We start from the raw sequence: 16,664 nt of genomic DNA on the forward strand, positions 1-16,664 counted from the left end.
CTGCAGGCACTCCGAATGAACGGAATCCTTTTACATCATTCTATAATATCCTGAAAATCAACGGGAACCTGTAATCCGTTCCTTCATAAGCCCTAACAGCAGCTATGATGGTGAATACGACTAAAGCTATCCCGATAACCGGCAATAGCAAGAATCCAACCAATACTATAGTGAGTATCCCTGCGACTATTGAATATACGGTGTAGGAAATGAAAAAATTCAAGTATTCCCTTCCGTGATAATCCACAAATTGTGACGAGTCCTTCTTCAATAACCAAATCACCAAAGGACCGATAAATGCTGTAAAAAAGCTGATCACATAAATAAGGGCAGCAAACACTCTTTCATCTTTAGTAGGCATAGTGTCTTCTCCTCCTTTCTCATATGAATAATTACGAATCAAATGAAAAATAGTTTCATTTTCCTTTCATTTTATTCGAAAACAGGTAAAATTGGACTGCTTTTTCTTGATATAGCAAATAAAATCCGGACATGTTCATCATTCTTGTGCATACAGTTTAAATAATGGATTGTCCTATACCTTCTAGAATGGAGTGATGTTTTTTTGCTGAATGAATTTCAAGCCTTCATCCTTGGGATCATTCAAGGCTTGACTGAATTTTTACCTATTTCAAGTACTGGACATTTATATTTAGGACGGCATATTTTCCATCTTGACGAGGCCGGAATTTTTCTGGATACCATGCTCCACATCGGAACATTGCTGGCGTTATTGGTCGTCTATAAGAATGACATAATTGCCATTTTGAAAAATCCTTTCTCAAAAATGACTCTGCTTCTCATTGCTGGGACGATTCCTGCAGTAATTGCCGGCATTTTACTCGGGGATTGGTTTGATGGCCTTTCAAAAACAGGTGTCACCATTGGCTGGGAATTTTTAGCGACCGGACTGATTTTATGGGTAGCGGACGGAGTGAAAAAAGGGGCCAAATCCCTTAATGAAATTTCCATTAAAGATGCGCTGATTATCGGTACCTTCCAAGCTGCTGCCATCATGCCTGCTCTTTCGCGCTCCGGCCTAACGATAGCCGCCGGTCTCTTCTGCAGATTGGATAGGGCCACTGCAGCCTATTTTTCCTTTTTGCTTTCAATTCCTGCCATTACGGGGGGCATCGTATTTCAGATGAAACCGATTTTTACTGGAGATGTTGAACGGCTTCCACTCACTGCGCTTTTCGTCGGAACCCTGGCCGCAGCAATCTTTGGTTATATTGCAGTAGTATGGATGATCGATTTCTTAAAAAAGCGTTCACTGAAAATATTCTCCATTTATGTATGGGCCCTCGGCGCAATCATTTTATTCATGCAATTCACAGGTGAATTTTAAAGAAAAAGGCGGGCGAAAAACCAGTTTTTCAAGGAAAAATGCAGACGTTTGCCTACTGATTTCCCCCTTCAGGAAAAAGTTGAAATTTGACGAAAAAAAAAGGCAAAAAACCTATTCCCAAACCGTTTTTTTTTTAGTATTATACCTTCGTAAGGTACTTTAGATTTGCATATTTTCTGACAATAAAAATAGGGAAGGCAAATGGTGCGCCACCGGTTTCCGGTTCTAGTGGGTTCGATTCCCACCCCGAAATTTTTTGATGAACGACTTAAAAAATTTCGAGGGTGGGCAGCGACTACGCATAAGAACTGCCCTCAAACGGAGGGACGGAAATGTTAAAAAAGAGAGATTTCACAGATTGTTTTTCTCTTTATGAACAAATGACGCATCCAGATGTCTTCCCTTTCGTGCGCCATAAGGTAGATTCATATGAAGAATATGTTTTCATCACTAAGCAAACGATCGAAGCCGAAGATGCTGGGCAACTCATTTCACGAACAATCTTGGATGAATGGGAAAATCCCATCGGTTGTATTTCTTTATATGATATTGAAAATGGTGCAGGTTTCTTAGGCACATGGCTTGGCAAGCCTTATCATGGAAAAGGGTATAATGCCATTGCAAAAGACGCTTTCTTCAAAGAGCTTTTTTTCGAGCTCGGTTTGGAAACGGTCTTCATGCGTATTCGCAAAAAAAATATCCGCTCTATAAAAGCTGCAGAAAAGCTTCCCTATGCCGTCAATGCCAACGAAACAAGAAAATCCCTTTATGATCAGATCAATCATGAAGAAGATATCTACGATTTGTATGAAATCCCTAAAGATTTATACACCTTTCATATCCTTAGACAGCATGATGATGATGAACAGCAGTTACTTGAAGCATAAAGCGAAGAACATTTCAATTTGGATTTGTTTATCTTTTCATATAATGGCCGGAGCTTCCAAACCTGGAAAGCTCTTTTTTCCATTTACATAGGATGTTTAAGATAGATTGCTGCAAATCCCTATTCTTTTTAGGGATATTTTTTTATAATGAATACAATTGACCAATTCATCAATATATTCAAAGCGTCATTGAAAGGACTTAATCATGAAAAAAACATTTGCTTTTATCGTGCAGCTTATCTTCCTGCTCATCATTTGCAAGCTCGGCTATTATTTAGCCAATTTACTTCAATTACCCGTACCAGGCAACGTCATCGGCATGATTCTGTTATTCGGTTTATTACAGACGAAGGTTATAAAAGTCGAATGGATTGAACTTACTTCAGGATTTTTGGTAAAGCACCTAGCCTTTTTCTTCATCCCCATTTCAATCAGTTTAATGACAATGGGATGGCTTTTCATTAAATTCGGTTTGCCATTGGCACTTACATTGGGAGTCAGCCTGATATTTGGATTCATCGTTTCAGCTTTGACTGTTCAGAAGCTATCCCATAGAGGAGAGGTTAAGCAGCATGACAGCGCTCATCACAACATATAGCATCTTGATAACCATCCTTGCCTATTTCATTGGAAGGAAAATATATGCTAAACATCCATCACCTTTTACGACGCCCGTATTTTTCAGTACGGTTACGATAATTCTCGTATTGCTGATCAGCGGTTTGGACTTCGAAGATTATTCACCGGGAAAAGACATCATAACCTATTTCCTGGGACCGGCTACCGTTGCTTTGGCCGTACCACTTTATAAGAATAGAAAGATAATCGTTAAATATGCAATGCCGGCAATTAGCGGCATGATATTTGGCCTTATGGTCACATTGATCATTGCCTTCGCCATCGCTAAAGCATTTTCTCTTCCGCAATTCATACTCCAAGGATTGGCGGTTAAATCCATTACAGTGCCCATCGCTGTTGAAATCACTGAACTTTATGGCGGAAATTCCAATATATCAGCAGCCTTCGTCATTTTGACTGGGGTGCTGGGTACGATGATCGCTCCAAAAATGATGGATAAACTAAACATTACGATGCCCTTCGCTCGTGGTATCGCTTATGGTACGATCGCTCACGGTCTCGGAACTGCTCAAGCTGCCCAGGAAAGTGAGTTCACCGGGGCTGTCGCAGGTGCGGCAATGGCTATCGCGGGTATTCTTATTTCCTGTTTTTTTCCTTTTATAAGTAATTTCCTATAAAAAGAACCGCAACGTCAACGACGTTGCGGTTCTTTTTTATGATTTACCTTTTTTGCAAATCGTCGTATAAACGCCTAAGAATATAGGTTTTATACAGCTCCAGCTTTTTTTTCTCAATTGGATGATAGCTTATCCCTGCAGCTTTTAGCTGCTGAATGAACCATCCTTTGGAATATTCATAAGCCATTCTACCCCCTCCTCTGTTCGAAAAAGATATGCTGCATAGAGGGGATTGATACTTATTTTTTTGCAGCCATTACTTGTAGTAATAATTCATACATTTCAGCTGCCGTTTTGAATGGGCGTTTTTGACGCATTTTTTCCTGATATTCATTCGATTGTTCCAATAAATCCGCTAATGTATCATTAAAAATCCGGTCATTTAACTCTTCTTCTTGAATGACTTTACAAAAGCCCTGTTTTTCAAAGCTTGACGCATTCAGAATTTGATCTCCGCGGGATGCATTGGCACTTAGAGGGATAAGCAGCATCGGCTTTTGCAAACCAAGGAATTCAAAGATTGAATTCGAACCTGCCCTTGATACAACGACATCAGCAGCCGCCAAAAGATCGAATAATTCTTCATGTACGAATTCAAAAGGAGCATATCCCCTTTGTTTCAATTCCGTTTTCACATTTCCCTTCCCACAAATGTGTATAATCTGGTAATCCTTTAATAAAGCATCTAGGTTATCTGTAATCATATTATTGATTTTAACGGCCCCAAGGCTCCCGCCCATAACGAGTAACACCGGTTTGTTATTCGTGAATCCACAGAACGTCTTACCAGCTGAAGCGCTTCCCTTAAAAATCCCATCGCGCAATACAGCGCCTAGATACATGGCCTTATCTTTCGGAAGGTCTTTTTCCGTTTCCTGGAAAGTGGTGAAAATTTTCGATGCAAGTGGCATGGCAATCTTATTAGCCAGACCAGGCGTATAATCCGATTCATGTATCGCAATCGGTATTCTCAGCATCCTGCCTGCCAAAACGACTGGAACCGAAACGAATCCACCTTTAGAAAAAATGAAATCCGGCTTGGTCTTTTTTAATATTTTTCGTGCATCAAAAATCCCTTTTATGACCCGGAAAGGGTCTTTCATATTTTCAACTGATAGATAACGTCTGAATTTACCTACGGAAATCGTTTCATAACGGACCTCGGGAAATTCCGTTTCGATGATATTTTTTTCAATGCCTTTTTTTGAACCAATATAGGTAACATCCCAATCATGCTTTAAAAATTCCGGGATGATTGCTGCATTAACAGATACATGACCGGCAGAACCGCCTCCGGTAAATACTATTTTCTTAGTCAATATTTCCACCTTCCAAACTTAAAAAATCACTTTGCATCCATATTACCATATATCCCTGCCATTAATAACTTGAAAAAGTATTCAGTGAACCGCAAAATCCCCGTGAGGAATGTAATCATCGATTATTTTTCCTTTTTCAGCATGAATATATTATAATCTTAGTATTCTACAATACTACAAGATACATTGGAGGAGTAATACATTGCAAGAAGTTTCTGAATCACTAGATCAATTTGATGGAATCGAAGCCTGGACCAAATTAGGAATATCCATTGGTATTTTTCTAATCTTCCTTTTGCTTCGGAAAGTATTTACTACATATATATTCAAGTTCTTTCTACGAATTGCAGAAAAACGCAAAGTAGAATTTGCCGCCAACTTAATGCTCGCTTTAGAACAGCCGGTAAGATGGCTTATCGTTTTGATTGGTGTTATCATTTCACTGCACTATTTTCCGATTGACTCACCTTCGGTTGAATTAAGATCGAAAATATACAGATCATTTTTCGTCTTCTTAATAATTTGGACGATTTTCAATATCAGTTCGATCTTAACCATTTTATTTCCGAAATTAGTAAGTAAATTCGGGCTTGAAGTCGATCAAATCGTCATGCCGTTCTTTACGAAAATCATAAAATTAATCATCATTGCTTTTGGTGCCTCCATCATTGCTGAAGAATGGGGATTTAATGTCGATGGATTCGTTGCAGGGCTTGGATTGGGTGGATTGGCTTTCGCTCTTGCCGCTAAAGATACAGTCAGCAACTTCTTTGGAGGGATCGTCATCGTTACCGAAAAACCTTTTACCATAGGAGATTGGGTAAAAACTCCAAGTGTTGAGGGAACCATTGAAGACATTACATTCCGAAGCACCAAAGTTCGGACTTTTGCCCAAGCTCTAGTTACAGTCCCAAATGCGACCCTTTCGAATGAACCGATCATCAACTGGTCCAAGATGGGAAAAAGACAGATTGCCTTCCATTTAGGTGTGAATGTCACGACACCAAAAGAAAAATTGGAAAATGTCATTAAAGACATAGAAAGAATGCTGATTGATCATCCTGAAGTCCATCCGGAAACGATTTTGGTTAAATTTGATGAGTTCAGTCATTCCGGTTTCAATCTTTACCTTTATTTCTTCACGAAAGCGACGGACTTTGGAGGATATTTATCAATCAAAGAAGATGTGAACTTTAAAATAATGGAGATATTGGAACAGGAAGATGTTCAAATTGCCATTCCGTCCCAAGCCTTCATTCTTCAAAAAGACTCAAATATGGAAGCCATGAATGATTTTGAATCCATGCGCGACTGACAAAAGGACTTGCCCAAAAACGGAAAGTCTCAGAATGTAGACAACCTCGATGAAAATCGAGGTTGTCTACATTTTTTTATGGCTTGTACATATTTTGCCGTTGATTATAACGTAAGGCACTCGCTTTCCGCGGGCTGTCCGGGAGCCTCCTCGGCGCTCTTGGCGCCTGTGGGGTCTCCCCTTGGACGCGCTTTTCCCGCAGGAGTCTCGCACACCCGCTCCAATCAACTTTGTTTTAACTTTTAGATAGAACCCTTTTGCCTAAAGTCTTTATTGTTTTAAAATAGACTAATTAAAACTTGAGGTGATGAGGATGCTTTCTAAACATGATTCTATTCAGCGAGATCAACTTGAAATGGTTACTTTAGATCTTTAAAGTGTCGTTTAATTTTCCCCGAACATTGAGATATGAGGCACTTTTCATGGAAACCATATCGCACTTTTTCACATGTGTGGAATCCACGTATACTTGCTCTGCACTTATTAACTTAAATAAGCTAAAAATCAAAAGGGGTTCTGAATTTTTTAATTCCGAACCCCTTTTGTCTACAAACTGAGACTTGCCCAAAACGGCAAGTCTTTTTTAGCTTCAAATAAAAACTCTTAAAACATCACATGCTTATGTGATATAATTCTTTCATTGTGTTGAAAATTGCAAATATTGATATTGAGGTACTTTAATGAATCAGACTTATACTAAATCACAAAAGATCCGCCTATTATTTTATATATTGATACCTATCCTGATAACCCAAATCAGCATGTATGCCATGACCTTTTTTGATGTGATGATGTCAGGACAATACAGCACTCAGGACGTTGCTGGCGTCTCCATCGGCAGTTCGCTATGGACACCCGTATACACGGGGCTGAGCGGGATATTGATTGCCTTAACGCCGGTGGTTTCACAGCTGGTCGGTTCCAGGCAGTCTAAATCCGTTTCCTATTCCGTGATGCAGGCCATTTATTTAGCTGTCACTTTAGCCTTATTCATATTAATCATTGGGGCGTTTGCTTTGAACCCCGTATTGAATGCCATGGACCTTGAAGATAGTGTCCACATGGTTGCTCATGATTATTTGATTGCACTTTCACTCGGTATCATTCCTTTATTCGTTTATAATGCGTTAAGGGCCTTCATTGATGCTCTGGGGCAGACCAGGATATCCATGATAATCACCTTATGTGCACTCCCGGTAAACGTCCTTTTTAATTACCTATTAATCTACGGGAAGCTTGGATTCCCCGAACTTGGCGGTGTCGGTTCGGGGTACGCCACTGCCATTACTTATTGGTTAATTGCCTTGGTGGCCATCCTTGTTGTAATAAAAATAAACCCGTTTTCGACATATAAGGTTTTCAATGAATTTTTCCGGGTTTCCTGGAAAGAATGGCGTGCTTTATTATTGATTGGAGTACCCATCGGGCTGGCTATCTTTTTTGAAACAAGCATTTTCTCGGCCGTCACCCTCTTGATGAGTAAGTATGATACCGTCACAATAGCATCGCATCAGATTGCCATGAATTTTGCCTCCCTGCTTTATATGATACCGCTAAGTATATCCATGGCTTTGACGATCGTCATTGGATTTGAAATTGGGGCAAACCGTTATAAAGATGCAAAAGTGTATAGCTGGATTGGCATTTCGATGGCCTTGACAATGTCGCTCGTTTTGTCGACCATCCTATTCCTCTTCCGTGAACCTGTGGCTTCTTTATACACAAAAGATCATGAGGTAATGATGCTGACTTCACATTTTTTAATATATGCCATCTTCTTTCAGATATCGGATGCCCTCCAGGCACCTATTCAGGGTATATTGCGTGGATATAAAGATGTTAATGTCACATTTGCGATGTCACTGGTCTCCTACTGGATTCTCGGGCTTCCCATTGGCTATGTTTTCGCAAAGTATACCGATATGGGAGCCTTTGGGTATTGGATTGGCCTAATTACCGGCTTGGCTCTCGGAGCAATAGGCTTGGCGGCTCGCTTACGGTTCATACAGCAAGTGAAATATAAAAAAATGGCGTGAAAAAAGAGTGGGGCTGGATTACCGGCCTCACCCTTTTTCATTCTCACGCTAGGCTTTATATATTTTCCCGAGAACATCCTTTCCGCCTGTTACCGGAATGATGCTGCCGGTAATGAAATCTGACTCCTCATCACAAAGAAACGTGACGACCCTCGCTATATCTTCGCCTGTACCCGGTCTGCCGATTGGAACCGTACCATCCTTTTCTGCTCTCGCGCCCCTAATTTCCCCCTCTTTCCAATCACCTACTATATCACCAGGACAGACCATATTCACGGTGATGCCATGTGTAGCTTCTTCCGCAGCTAAAGTTCTTGTCAAGGAGGTCAAGCCGCTCTTTGCCGCAGCAAAAGCAGAACGATAAATCCAGCCTGGTGCAGTTTCACACCGTTCAAACCCTAATGTAATGACTCTGCCCCAGTTTCTACTTCGCATTTGCGGAATAAGTTCCTTCGCAAAATAGAAAAAACCGTTTAAATTCCCATCCATGATGTACTTCCATTCATCACTGCCATATTCAGTCATGTGTTTACGATCATGCATATATGGCCCTGCGTTATGAATGAAGATATCAACATGGCCAAAGACCTCCAAAATCTTTTGCAAAATATTCCGGCAATCTTCTTCACTTGACGAGTCACCTTGAATCGCAAGTGCCTTAACATGGTATTTTTCCTGTAATTCATCCACTAATGCTAAAGCTGCCTTTTTACTTTTTCGATAAGTAATGATAATGGCCATTCCATTATCCGCGAGTGAAAATGCCATCCTTTTGCCGATTCCCGTTGCTCCACCAGTAATAAAAGCTACTTTTTCATCCACAGGCCTACCCTCTTTATCTAATGGATTTTACTTAATTATACATAAGTTTATTCCGTTTTCTATAATTTAGTAATTATATAAAAGAACCTATGGGCTTTAGCTGCATAAAATATAACAAATAAACCTGTCAGACCATAAGCAGGAGAGAGGAATTCAATATGTTTCCTTGGAATTCACTTTTTTCTTTTAAGAATAACCCGAACCAAAAGGATTTCATGAAAAATATGCAGCAAAGTGATGTACAATCATTCATTGAAAAAGTATTTTCACAAGTCATACCTGAAAATATGCAAGGTATGATGAATCAAAATGATGGCCGCTCACAAAAAGAAAATGCCAGATCTGAACATCCTTTACATGCCGAAGTATTTGAAACGCATTTATATGTCTTCGTAAGAATTCCAATAGAAGATGAATCTTGGCTAAAGAAAATGAAACTTTACCATACATCTAACCAATCCATCATCGAGGGGATTCCTGAAGAGTCAGATCGGCATGTCATAACACTCCCCGCACCTGTAAAGAAAAAAGGGGCATCAGCCCAATATAAAGAATCAACATTGGAAATACGTCTTCAGAAAAGTTTCAATACACAGTATTCAGAAATCGATGTATCCGAGATTTAAGTGGCTTCACCGGGACCTCACTGATGTTAAGGTGCGGTTCCAGTTATTTCTTGGTTCAATTTTTTTAGATTTGGGTACATTATAGAGAACCAATCAATGTCAGAATTGATTTTTTCCATGGAATGGAATAATCTATTTCTCGCAAAAAAAAACGCACCCCATATTAATGGGATGCACTTTTCTATTAATCTATTATTTTCCGATGAATTGTTGAGTCCAGTAGTTACCAGATTCTACGTAACCTACTCCGATATGAGTAAAGCTAGAGTTCATGATGTTTTCACGGTGTCCTTGGCTATTCATCCAAGCTTGTACCACTTCTTCAGGTGTTTGTTGACCTTGTGCGATGTTTTCACCAGCTGATGTATAGCTGATTCCGAATTTTTTCATCATATCGAATGGTGAGCCGTAAGTTGGGCTATTGTGATCAAAGTAGTTATTATCTTTCATGTCTTGAGACTTGATACGTGCAACTTTGCTCAACTCAGTGTCGATTTTAAGAGCTGACAAACCTTGTTTTTCACGTTCTGCATTAGTTAATTTAACAACTTCTTGTTCAAAAGCACTTAATTCAGAGCTTGTCTCTTGTTTTTCATCAGTTGATTTATCAGGTGTCACTTCCGGTGCTGCAGGTTTTGCTTCAGGCTTTGCTTCAGGTTTTGCTTGGTTCGCTGTTCCAGCTTCTTGACCTGGTGTTTGAACTGGTGTTTGAACTGGTTTTTGAACCGGTTTTTGTTGTGCCTGCGCTGCAGGTAAAGTGATGTTGTATTTAGCTAGGTATTGGTTAAGGACATTTTGCATATCCTCTTTATTCATAGATTTATAAGTTACTTGTTTAACAGTATCACAGTTGGCTGCTTCAGCTTGGTTAGCTCCTACTCCTGTGAATATAATAGCTGCAGCCGCTGCTGCTGACATAAACATTTTCTTTTTCATTCGTATTTCCTCCTGTGATGTTCGTTTTGTGTTGTGCTTTGCTTCTGGAATTATCATAACATGCACTTTTTGTAATAAATGCACCAGAAATTTCCATCGAATTTAACAGGATACGAAAGAGAAAATATTATTACCCTAGTTTCAGAGAAAACTTGCAAGAATGCTTTACCTATCTATGTTTCTTTCGTTGGTATATATACTCATATTTTTCCAGCCCTTACTTGTCAATGGTAGTTACATAGAACCATTTCCATTGAATACTAATAACTTTTTGTTGACATATCGTATTTAACCAACTTAATATGACTTTCATTACTTTTATGTTACAAATTTTTCGATTTAACTTCGACGCTCCGTCTTTTGTCCCGATCATTTCTACCCTATTTCCTTGGTCCATTTTTCAAAAAAAAAAAAAACAATTCGGATTCACTTCCGAATTGTTTTGAGTTTGATGGTCATTCATCATTTCATTTCTTCATCATCCATTTCGTCCATTTCCTTTTTCCCACCATTTTGTTCAGGAGTGCTTGGCTTCCCTATGACGAATTCTTTCTTTGGCATGTTGTGCATATCCCTTGCCGTTACATGGGCATATACATAATAGGTTCCTTCTTCATCAAAAATCTTCTCCAATTCATATATGCCGTTTCTTTTATGTTTTACTGCAATCTTGTCATGGTCATCGCTATTCGCAAGCCAAATTTCAAAACTGACATCATCCGCATCTGTCACGGCTTCGTCCCCATAAGTCACTTTTGCCTGAAATTTTACAGGCTCATTCACTTTACCCTGAATTGGATCGACAGCTAAATCGACATTTAGCATTTTCGGAATTTCCTCTTCCTTGCCGCATCCGGCCAAAAAAATTAAAGTCATGCAAAATAATAAGATTTTTTTCATTTTTGAACGTATCCCCTTTTTATGAATTCCATTCTTCTTTTATAACCGGTAGGATGACCTTGACTTTTGTTCCCCTTTTTTCCTTGCTTTCTATTTCGATTTTACCATTTTGCAATTCCACCAATTTTTTGACAATGGACAGTCCAAGCCCTGAACCGCCATCAAAACGGCTGCGTGCTTTGTTCACTCGGTAAAAACGATTCATGATATGAGGCAGATCCGCTTCCGGAATCCCGTTACCCGTGTCAGTTATCAGCAGTTCGCAATCATCTTTATGCTGAATTAGGGTAATATGAATCGCCCCTCCAGAATCCGTGTACTGAATGGCATTATCAAAAATGTTATGCAGGATCTGTTCCATCCTTCCTTCATCCCCAAAAATAATCGGGTCTGGATCCAGATCCAACTGCAAGTCCAATTGCTTTTCCTTTATTATCGGTTCATATTTCACAAGTACGTCTTCTATGAATTGGGCATAGGCAATTGGGATTTTATTTAACAAGAATGGATCACTATCCATTTTTGTTAAGTCCATCAGATCACCCACAAGCCGCTGCAGCCTAAGGGCCTCCCTTGAAATGAGATGAAGGTATTTCCGTTGTTCTTCATCATTTTTCACGACACCATCCAATATGGCCTGCGTGTATCCCTTTACGTAACTAAGCGGGGTTCTGAGCTCGTGTGCTACATTTTCAAGAAACTCTTTTTTTCTTTCTTCTTCCAAATGGATGGAATTGGCCATATCATTAAAGGCTATTGCCAGTTTACCTATTTCATCATGGCTCCTTACATGGACCTGTATGTCATAATTCCCCTCTGAAACGAGATGGGCTGCAGTCTCGATTTCCTTAATCGGACTGATTAGCCTTTTCAACCATTTCGTAGTAAAAAATATCGCGACTATCAAGAATAATAGGATCGCTGCCAACCATTTTACAGCAAATTCCTTAAGTAAGACCGTAATGGAATCTACTGGAATATATGTATAGATGATACCTTCGAGGCGATCTTCGTCAATCAGGGGTATGATCGCCGCTACGATATTCTTTTCAAACCTTTTCTCATATCCCTCTTTTTCAACGGCTTTCCCATCTAAAAGCATTTGCCGTTCTTCTTCAGAAATAAGAGTATCATAATTGATTTCAAAAGGCAGACAGGCACTCAATTCCCTGGGATTGTTGACGACAAAGACCTCGCTGTCATTCTTACTGTTAAACCATTCAACTTTTCCCTTGAAGTCATCACTGATTTCACCGCCGGTATAATCCGCCCCTAGCAATGACGCTTCATTGACTAAATCTGTTTTAAGCTTCTCGACATATAGATTTTTATAATAATATTGAGAAAGTGAGTATGCGAACAGAACGGAAAGGATGATGGCGGTGATGATGGTGAGCCATAATTTAAATGAAAGGGTTCGCCATTTATTGATCATTTCTTTTCCTCTATCTTATAACCGATTCCCCAGACGGTTTGAATGTAATCGGCCGCTCTTAATTTCATTCGTAACGTTTTGATATGGGTATCCACAGTACGTAAAGATCCTCCATACTCCCCGCTCCATACATTTTCAAGCAGTTGTTCGCGGCTGAGTGCCTGGCTTTTATGACGCATGAGAAATAACAGCAATTCGAATTCTTTCAAGGTTAAATTGATTGCCTTCCCTTCAACCAAAACCGTTCTGGATTGTAAGTTCAAGCTAATTTTACCGAATCGGATATGGTTTTGATTCTCTTCATTCAATGATAATTTCCCTGTCCTTCGCAATACAGCTTCGACCCTTGCTACCAATTCTCCTGGATTGAACGGCTTGACGATATAATCGTCGCCGCCAAGCTTCAGCCCTTTCACCTTATCCCATTCTTCACCTTTCGCGCTGACAAATATCACAGGGATCTCCCAATTATCACGAATCTCTTCACAAACGGAGAAACCGTCCATACCTGGCATCATGATATCCAATAGGATTAAATCCACTTCCTCTGTTTCAACCATCCTTATAGCTTCTTTTCCATTCGCAGCTTGAAGGCATCGATAACCTGAGTTCAGCAAATACATTTCAACTAGATTTCGCATATCTTCTTCATCATCCACGACTAAAATGGTGTAAGCATGCATGTCATCTACTCCCTCAACATCAATTGGAACGGACCTTCGCCGACTTTTATCGTTTTTTTAACATCGACTGTTTCAGCATCCATTACATACACTTCATCACTATCATATCCCGCCACGACCACATCTTCATTGAAGTTCGCCATTTCAAAGGGGTTGACGCCGACCACTTTGCTTTTCACTTCCTGATATTGATCATTCAATTTATATAAGGAGCTTGTACCATGACTTAGGACAAATATGCCTTCAGCATTCTCCAGGAACTTTATCGGCATGGTGGGGGCCTTCAGTTTCTTCTTCAACTCTCCCGTTTTTGCCGAATAAATATATAGATCTTCTTCCACTTGGTCCCCATCACCATGTCCTCCGATCCATATTTCATCCTTTTCTTCCCTTAATAACGTGCCGGTGCTGGAACTATGTACGGGAAATTCGAAATCGACCTTTTTCGTTTCAAGGTTTATCACTGAACATTTGGTATCACCAAAATTAATAACATACAAGCGATTTGCTTGCTCTCCTTGAAGAACGGTCAAGGGGCTTTTACCAACCTTGACAATATCCTGTACCTCCCCATCAGCATTTAAAAAATAAATGGAGTGATTCGCTTGATTGACCGCCACGATGCTTTTTCCATCACGTAACAATTGCATATTGACGATTCCTTTCCCAATTTCCCAACTGTTTATCAGTTTTCCTGCTGATAAAGAGTAAACTTGGACTTTCTTCATCTCTTTTCCATAAAGCAGGATAGTATCTTTGTCTGCCAGGAGCAGGGCTCCGGTAAATGGTTCTGAAATATCCCATTTTGCAAATGGATGATAGTTTTCATCTATAAAAGTCAGAGAAGTATCCTTGATATTGACAGTCGCCAGGAAAGATTCACTTTTATTGATTTTAGTAAATGCATTACCGCTATTACACCCAGTAAGCAGTACGATGGCAAGAAAAACCCCAATGCCCCACTTCATATTTTAAGCTCCTTATTCATTAAATATCTATTTTTTTAAAATTTTAACAATGATTTGTGAAAAAAGTATGAAGCGGATAAGAATATTTGCTAACAAGCAACCGTATCACAATCTGGAATCATAATCTTTCCAATTCAGTGATATAGAGCATGACGATCGCATTTTTCATTTCTTCCGAAAGCGAAGATTCCAGCACGCGTTTAATGGAGAGGTAAAATTTCTCCAATACTGGTTTTCGGGCACGGGGATGGGCATTTTCATCCAAAAGCTCACGGCGGATGAGTTCCGGCAAAACTTCCCTTCCACCTACATCGGTCACCTTACGATTGTTCCATATGCTTAAATAAGCCACCAGTAATTCTTCTTGCCTGATATTTTCCTTCATAGTATCCCTTCCATCCATTACTAATTCATACATATTATTGATCAAGTTCGTAAAGACTATCTTAATAATACGATTACGCTTTTTAAAATTCAAAAAAGGAGTGAGTACAGTGTCTCAAGTATACCGCTGTCCGAATTGCCGGACAAATAAATCTCGCTTCAATCTCATTCAGCAAGTAGCAACCCCCGTTAAAAAGGATCCGCAATCCGGTGAGATTGTTGAACAATATTCGAACGATTCCCTTCAGCCGTTCCATCTAGCATATAATGGTCCTGAAGTTCGGGTGCAATGTGCTGCGTGTGGATTAATAGAAGACGAAAAGACATTTGCCGCCTTTGGAATGCAAGAATAAAAATGGTCAGACCCTCAAATGGGTCTGACCATTTTTTCAATCTTTTCCCACCGACATCTTAGCCCGGTCTATGGCAATTGGAATGGCTTTTCCATCCTCATATCCTTCATCCAATAATGCATTCGCGATCTCTATAGCCTTTTCCCTGACATCTTTATCTAGATTCTTCATCGAATTTGGGTAATCGTTCTTATTCCATGGCATTAATACCGCCTCCTTGATAAGAAAGTCTTCTTATATGTTTCCCTTCTTTTATGGGCGGTAAACGTTTATCGGACCGCTCTCGCTTCCAAAGCTTTCAACTGACCGATCAACATTTCCTCATCCAACTTTTCCCCGATGATGACGATATTCAATGGCATTTTCATCATTTCATTCATATACATCGGCATTCCGTATGAGTATTGAAATAAATGGGGGTATTGTGAATGTGTAAAAGAAATGTATCCTTTCATTCTATATACCGTTTCCGGCAGGGACCTAAGCCACTCTTCAAAGTCGGTTTGTGCCACCGCACCTTCAAAGGTATGAACGACTGCAGTTAAATGCAAATTGTCATGTACATCAAGCTTTTGATGGCTATTTTGCCGATTTCTTTGCATCCCTTGCAATGATTTCAAGGAAACGTCTGCATACTCCGTCAATAAACATACAGCATCCGTATTCAGTGCCTGTATCGTATATATCAGCTGTGCGGCCTCCATCTCACTTACTAAATCCGCTTTATTCAATAGTATGAAATCGGCATGGTGGATTTGCTCGGCAAGCAGCTGTCGAAGCTGCGGAGACAGTTCCTCGCGATCGCGCCACCTTAATAAATCGACCACGGTGATAATCCCTTTATACTCCAGCCTTTTGGCGAAGATCGGGGACATGATGCCATCCAATACTTCAACTGGATGAGCAGCGCCCGTCGTTTCAATATAAACCGCATCCAAGTCATTTTCGGTTAGCAATTCATGAAGCTGAACTTCCAGTTTATCTTGAATTGTGCAGCAGATGCACCCGTCAAACAACTCCTTCAGAGGCACTCCATCACCAATGAGTCCGCTGTCAACCGATACACTGCCGAGCTCATTTAAAAGCACGGCCACTTTTCTGCCCGCGTCACTTTCCTGCTTTAATATATTTCGAAGAAGCGTCGTTTTCCCGCTGCCGAGAAAGCCGCCCAATATGTACACTTCGGTTGTTTTCATTCTTATCTGCTCCTATGATCCGGTTAAATTCGATTCCGTTAAATTTTATCATAATTACCTTACTAAAGCACTTGCCGGATTCACATAAAAAAACCAGCCCGTAAGCTGGTTTCAGACTAGGCAAATTCGAAGAAAAGCGAGTTCGACTGCAGTTTTTTATTTAAAAACGTCCAGTCGATTTCAGAAATCCGCTCCCTTTC

Annotated in this window: 19 protein-coding genes and 1 pseudogene; 8 read left to right on the forward strand and 12 right to left on the reverse strand. The window is 39.9% G+C overall.

Annotated features, from left to right (window positions below):
• Nucleotides 1–40: 40 nt before the first annotated feature.
• The gene (locus ACIROD_RS02490) at nt 41–361 is read right to left on the reverse strand and encodes a DUF4870 domain-containing protein (protein WP_034311189.1); all 321 of its coding nucleotides are present in this window, start codon (nt 359–361) and stop codon (nt 41–43) included.
• A 207-nt stretch (nt 362–568) separates the two neighbouring features.
• Here ACIROD_RS02490 and ACIROD_RS02495 point away from each other — a divergent pair, with 207 nt between their 5' ends.
• From ACIROD_RS02495 to ACIROD_RS02510, 4 genes are all read left to right on the forward strand, one after another.
• Nucleotides 569–1,348: an undecaprenyl-diphosphate phosphatase gene (locus tag ACIROD_RS02495; RefSeq protein WP_101225332.1), complete on the forward strand. Its 780-nt coding sequence runs from the start codon at nt 569–571 to the stop codon at nt 1,346–1,348.
• 332 nt (nt 1,349–1,680) lie between these two features.
• Nucleotides 1,681–2,235, forward strand: coding sequence for a GNAT family N-acetyltransferase (locus ACIROD_RS02500; RefSeq protein ID WP_101225221.1), 555 nt, complete (start codon nt 1,681–1,683; stop codon nt 2,233–2,235).
• Nucleotides 2,236–2,440: 205 nt separating this feature from the next.
• Nucleotides 2,441–2,833 (forward strand): CidA/LrgA family protein, encoded by a 393-nt coding sequence (locus tag ACIROD_RS02505; RefSeq protein WP_402937634.1) that lies wholly within the window; start codon nt 2,441–2,443, stop codon nt 2,831–2,833.
• The gene (locus ACIROD_RS02510) at nt 2,808–3,491 is read left to right on the forward strand and encodes an LrgB family protein (protein ID WP_101225223.1); all 684 of its coding nucleotides are present in this window, start codon (nt 2,808–2,810) and stop codon (nt 3,489–3,491) included. The genes ACIROD_RS02505 and ACIROD_RS02510 overlap by 26 nt, the downstream gene beginning before the upstream one ends.
• A gap of 43 nt (nt 3,492–3,534) precedes the next feature.
• Here ACIROD_RS02510 and ACIROD_RS02515 read toward each other — a convergent pair whose 3' ends face one another.
• Nucleotides 3,535–3,678, reverse strand: a complete 144-nt coding sequence (locus ACIROD_RS02515; RefSeq protein WP_101225224.1) for a DUF2639 domain-containing protein — start codon at nt 3,676–3,678, stop codon at nt 3,535–3,537.
• 52 nt (nt 3,679–3,730) lie between these two features.
• On the reverse strand, nt 3,731–4,819 hold the full coding sequence (locus ACIROD_RS02520) for an undecaprenyldiphospho-muramoylpentapeptide beta-N-acetylglucosaminyltransferase (protein WP_232783016.1): 1,089 nt from the start codon (nt 4,817–4,819) through the stop codon (nt 3,731–3,733).
• 193 nt (nt 4,820–5,012) lie between these two features.
• Between ACIROD_RS02520 and ACIROD_RS02525 the strand changes: the two genes are divergently transcribed.
• Nucleotides 5,013–6,125 (forward strand): mechanosensitive ion channel family protein, encoded by a 1,113-nt coding sequence (locus tag ACIROD_RS02525; RefSeq protein ID WP_230175694.1) that lies wholly within the window; start codon nt 5,013–5,015, stop codon nt 6,123–6,125.
• Between the two features lie 680 nt (nt 6,126–6,805).
• Complete coding sequence (locus ACIROD_RS02530) at nt 6,806–8,161, forward strand: MATE family efflux transporter (RefSeq protein ID WP_402937640.1); 1,356 nt, start codon at nt 6,806–6,808, stop codon at nt 8,159–8,161.
• A 48-nt stretch (nt 8,162–8,209) separates the two neighbouring features.
• On the opposite strand, the gene ACIROD_RS02535 is transcribed toward ACIROD_RS02530, so the two are convergent.
• Nucleotides 8,210–8,983 carry an SDR family oxidoreductase gene (locus ACIROD_RS02535; RefSeq protein ID WP_260357879.1) on the reverse strand — a complete coding sequence of 258 codons (774 nt, stop codon included), beginning with the start codon at nt 8,981–8,983 and terminating at the stop codon, nt 8,210–8,212.
• A 158-nt stretch (nt 8,984–9,141) separates the two neighbouring features.
• Here ACIROD_RS02535 and ACIROD_RS02540 point away from each other — a divergent pair, with 158 nt between their 5' ends.
• Entirely contained in the window at nt 9,142–9,609 is a 468-nt protein-coding gene (locus tag ACIROD_RS02540) for an Hsp20/alpha crystallin family protein (RefSeq protein ID WP_230175692.1), read from the forward strand.
• Nucleotides 9,610–9,801: 192 nt separating this feature from the next.
• Here the strand turns inward: ACIROD_RS02540 and ACIROD_RS02545 are convergent, their stop codons facing one another.
• The 6 genes from ACIROD_RS02545 to ACIROD_RS02570 all read right to left on the reverse strand — a co-directional run bounded on the left by ACIROD_RS02545 (nt 9,802) and on the right by ACIROD_RS02570 (nt 14,916).
• The gene (locus tag ACIROD_RS02545) at nt 9,802–10,545 is read right to left on the reverse strand and encodes a CAP domain-containing protein (RefSeq protein ID WP_402937645.1); all 744 of its coding nucleotides are present in this window, start codon (nt 10,543–10,545) and stop codon (nt 9,802–9,804) included.
• Nucleotides 10,546–11,007: 462 nt separating this feature from the next.
• Complete coding sequence (locus ACIROD_RS02550; protein WP_402937648.1) at nt 11,008–11,445, reverse strand: FixH family protein; 438 nt, start codon at nt 11,443–11,445, stop codon at nt 11,008–11,010.
• A 19-nt stretch (nt 11,446–11,464) separates the two neighbouring features.
• Entirely contained in the window at nt 11,465–12,880 is a 1,416-nt protein-coding gene (locus ACIROD_RS02555; protein ID WP_402937651.1) for a sensor histidine kinase, read from the reverse strand.
• Nucleotides 12,877–13,563, reverse strand: a complete 687-nt coding sequence (locus tag ACIROD_RS02560) for a response regulator transcription factor (RefSeq protein ID WP_402937654.1) — start codon at nt 13,561–13,563, stop codon at nt 12,877–12,879. Before ACIROD_RS02560 ends, ACIROD_RS02555 begins: the two co-directional genes overlap by 4 nt.
• Nucleotides 13,564–13,568: 5 nt before the next feature.
• A complete protein-coding gene (locus ACIROD_RS02565) occupies nt 13,569–14,531 on the reverse strand; it encodes a YncE family protein (protein ID WP_402937657.1) in 963 nt (320 codons plus the stop codon).
• Between the two features lie 118 nt (nt 14,532–14,649).
• Nucleotides 14,650–14,916 carry a hypothetical protein gene (locus tag ACIROD_RS02570; RefSeq protein WP_402937660.1) on the reverse strand — a complete coding sequence of 89 codons (267 nt, stop codon included), beginning with the start codon at nt 14,914–14,916 and terminating at the stop codon, nt 14,650–14,652.
• Nucleotides 14,917–15,025: 109 nt separating this feature from the next.
• Between ACIROD_RS02570 and ACIROD_RS02575 the strand changes: the two genes are divergently transcribed.
• Nucleotides 15,026–15,268: a DNA alkylation repair protein gene (locus tag ACIROD_RS02575; protein ID WP_101225235.1), complete on the forward strand. Its 243-nt coding sequence runs from the start codon at nt 15,026–15,028 to the stop codon at nt 15,266–15,268.
• Nucleotides 15,269–15,325: 57 nt separating this feature from the next.
• Here ACIROD_RS02575 and ACIROD_RS02580 read toward each other — a convergent pair.
• Together ACIROD_RS02580 and ACIROD_RS02585 are read right to left on the reverse strand one after the other, a co-directional pair.
• Nucleotides 15,326–15,472 (reverse strand): annotated as a pseudogene (locus tag ACIROD_RS02580) (DUF2188 domain-containing protein); the annotation flags it as partial.
• 65 nt (nt 15,473–15,537) lie between these two features.
• The gene (locus ACIROD_RS02585) at nt 15,538–16,464 is read right to left on the reverse strand and encodes a CobW family GTP-binding protein (protein WP_402937663.1); all 927 of its coding nucleotides are present in this window, start codon (nt 16,462–16,464) and stop codon (nt 15,538–15,540) included.
• Nucleotides 16,465–16,664 lie beyond the last annotated feature (200 nt).

The sequence above is a fragment of the Peribacillus sp. NPDC101481 genome, from assembly GCF_044767165.1.
GTDB lineage: Bacteria > Bacillota > Bacilli > Bacillales > DSM-1321 > Peribacillus.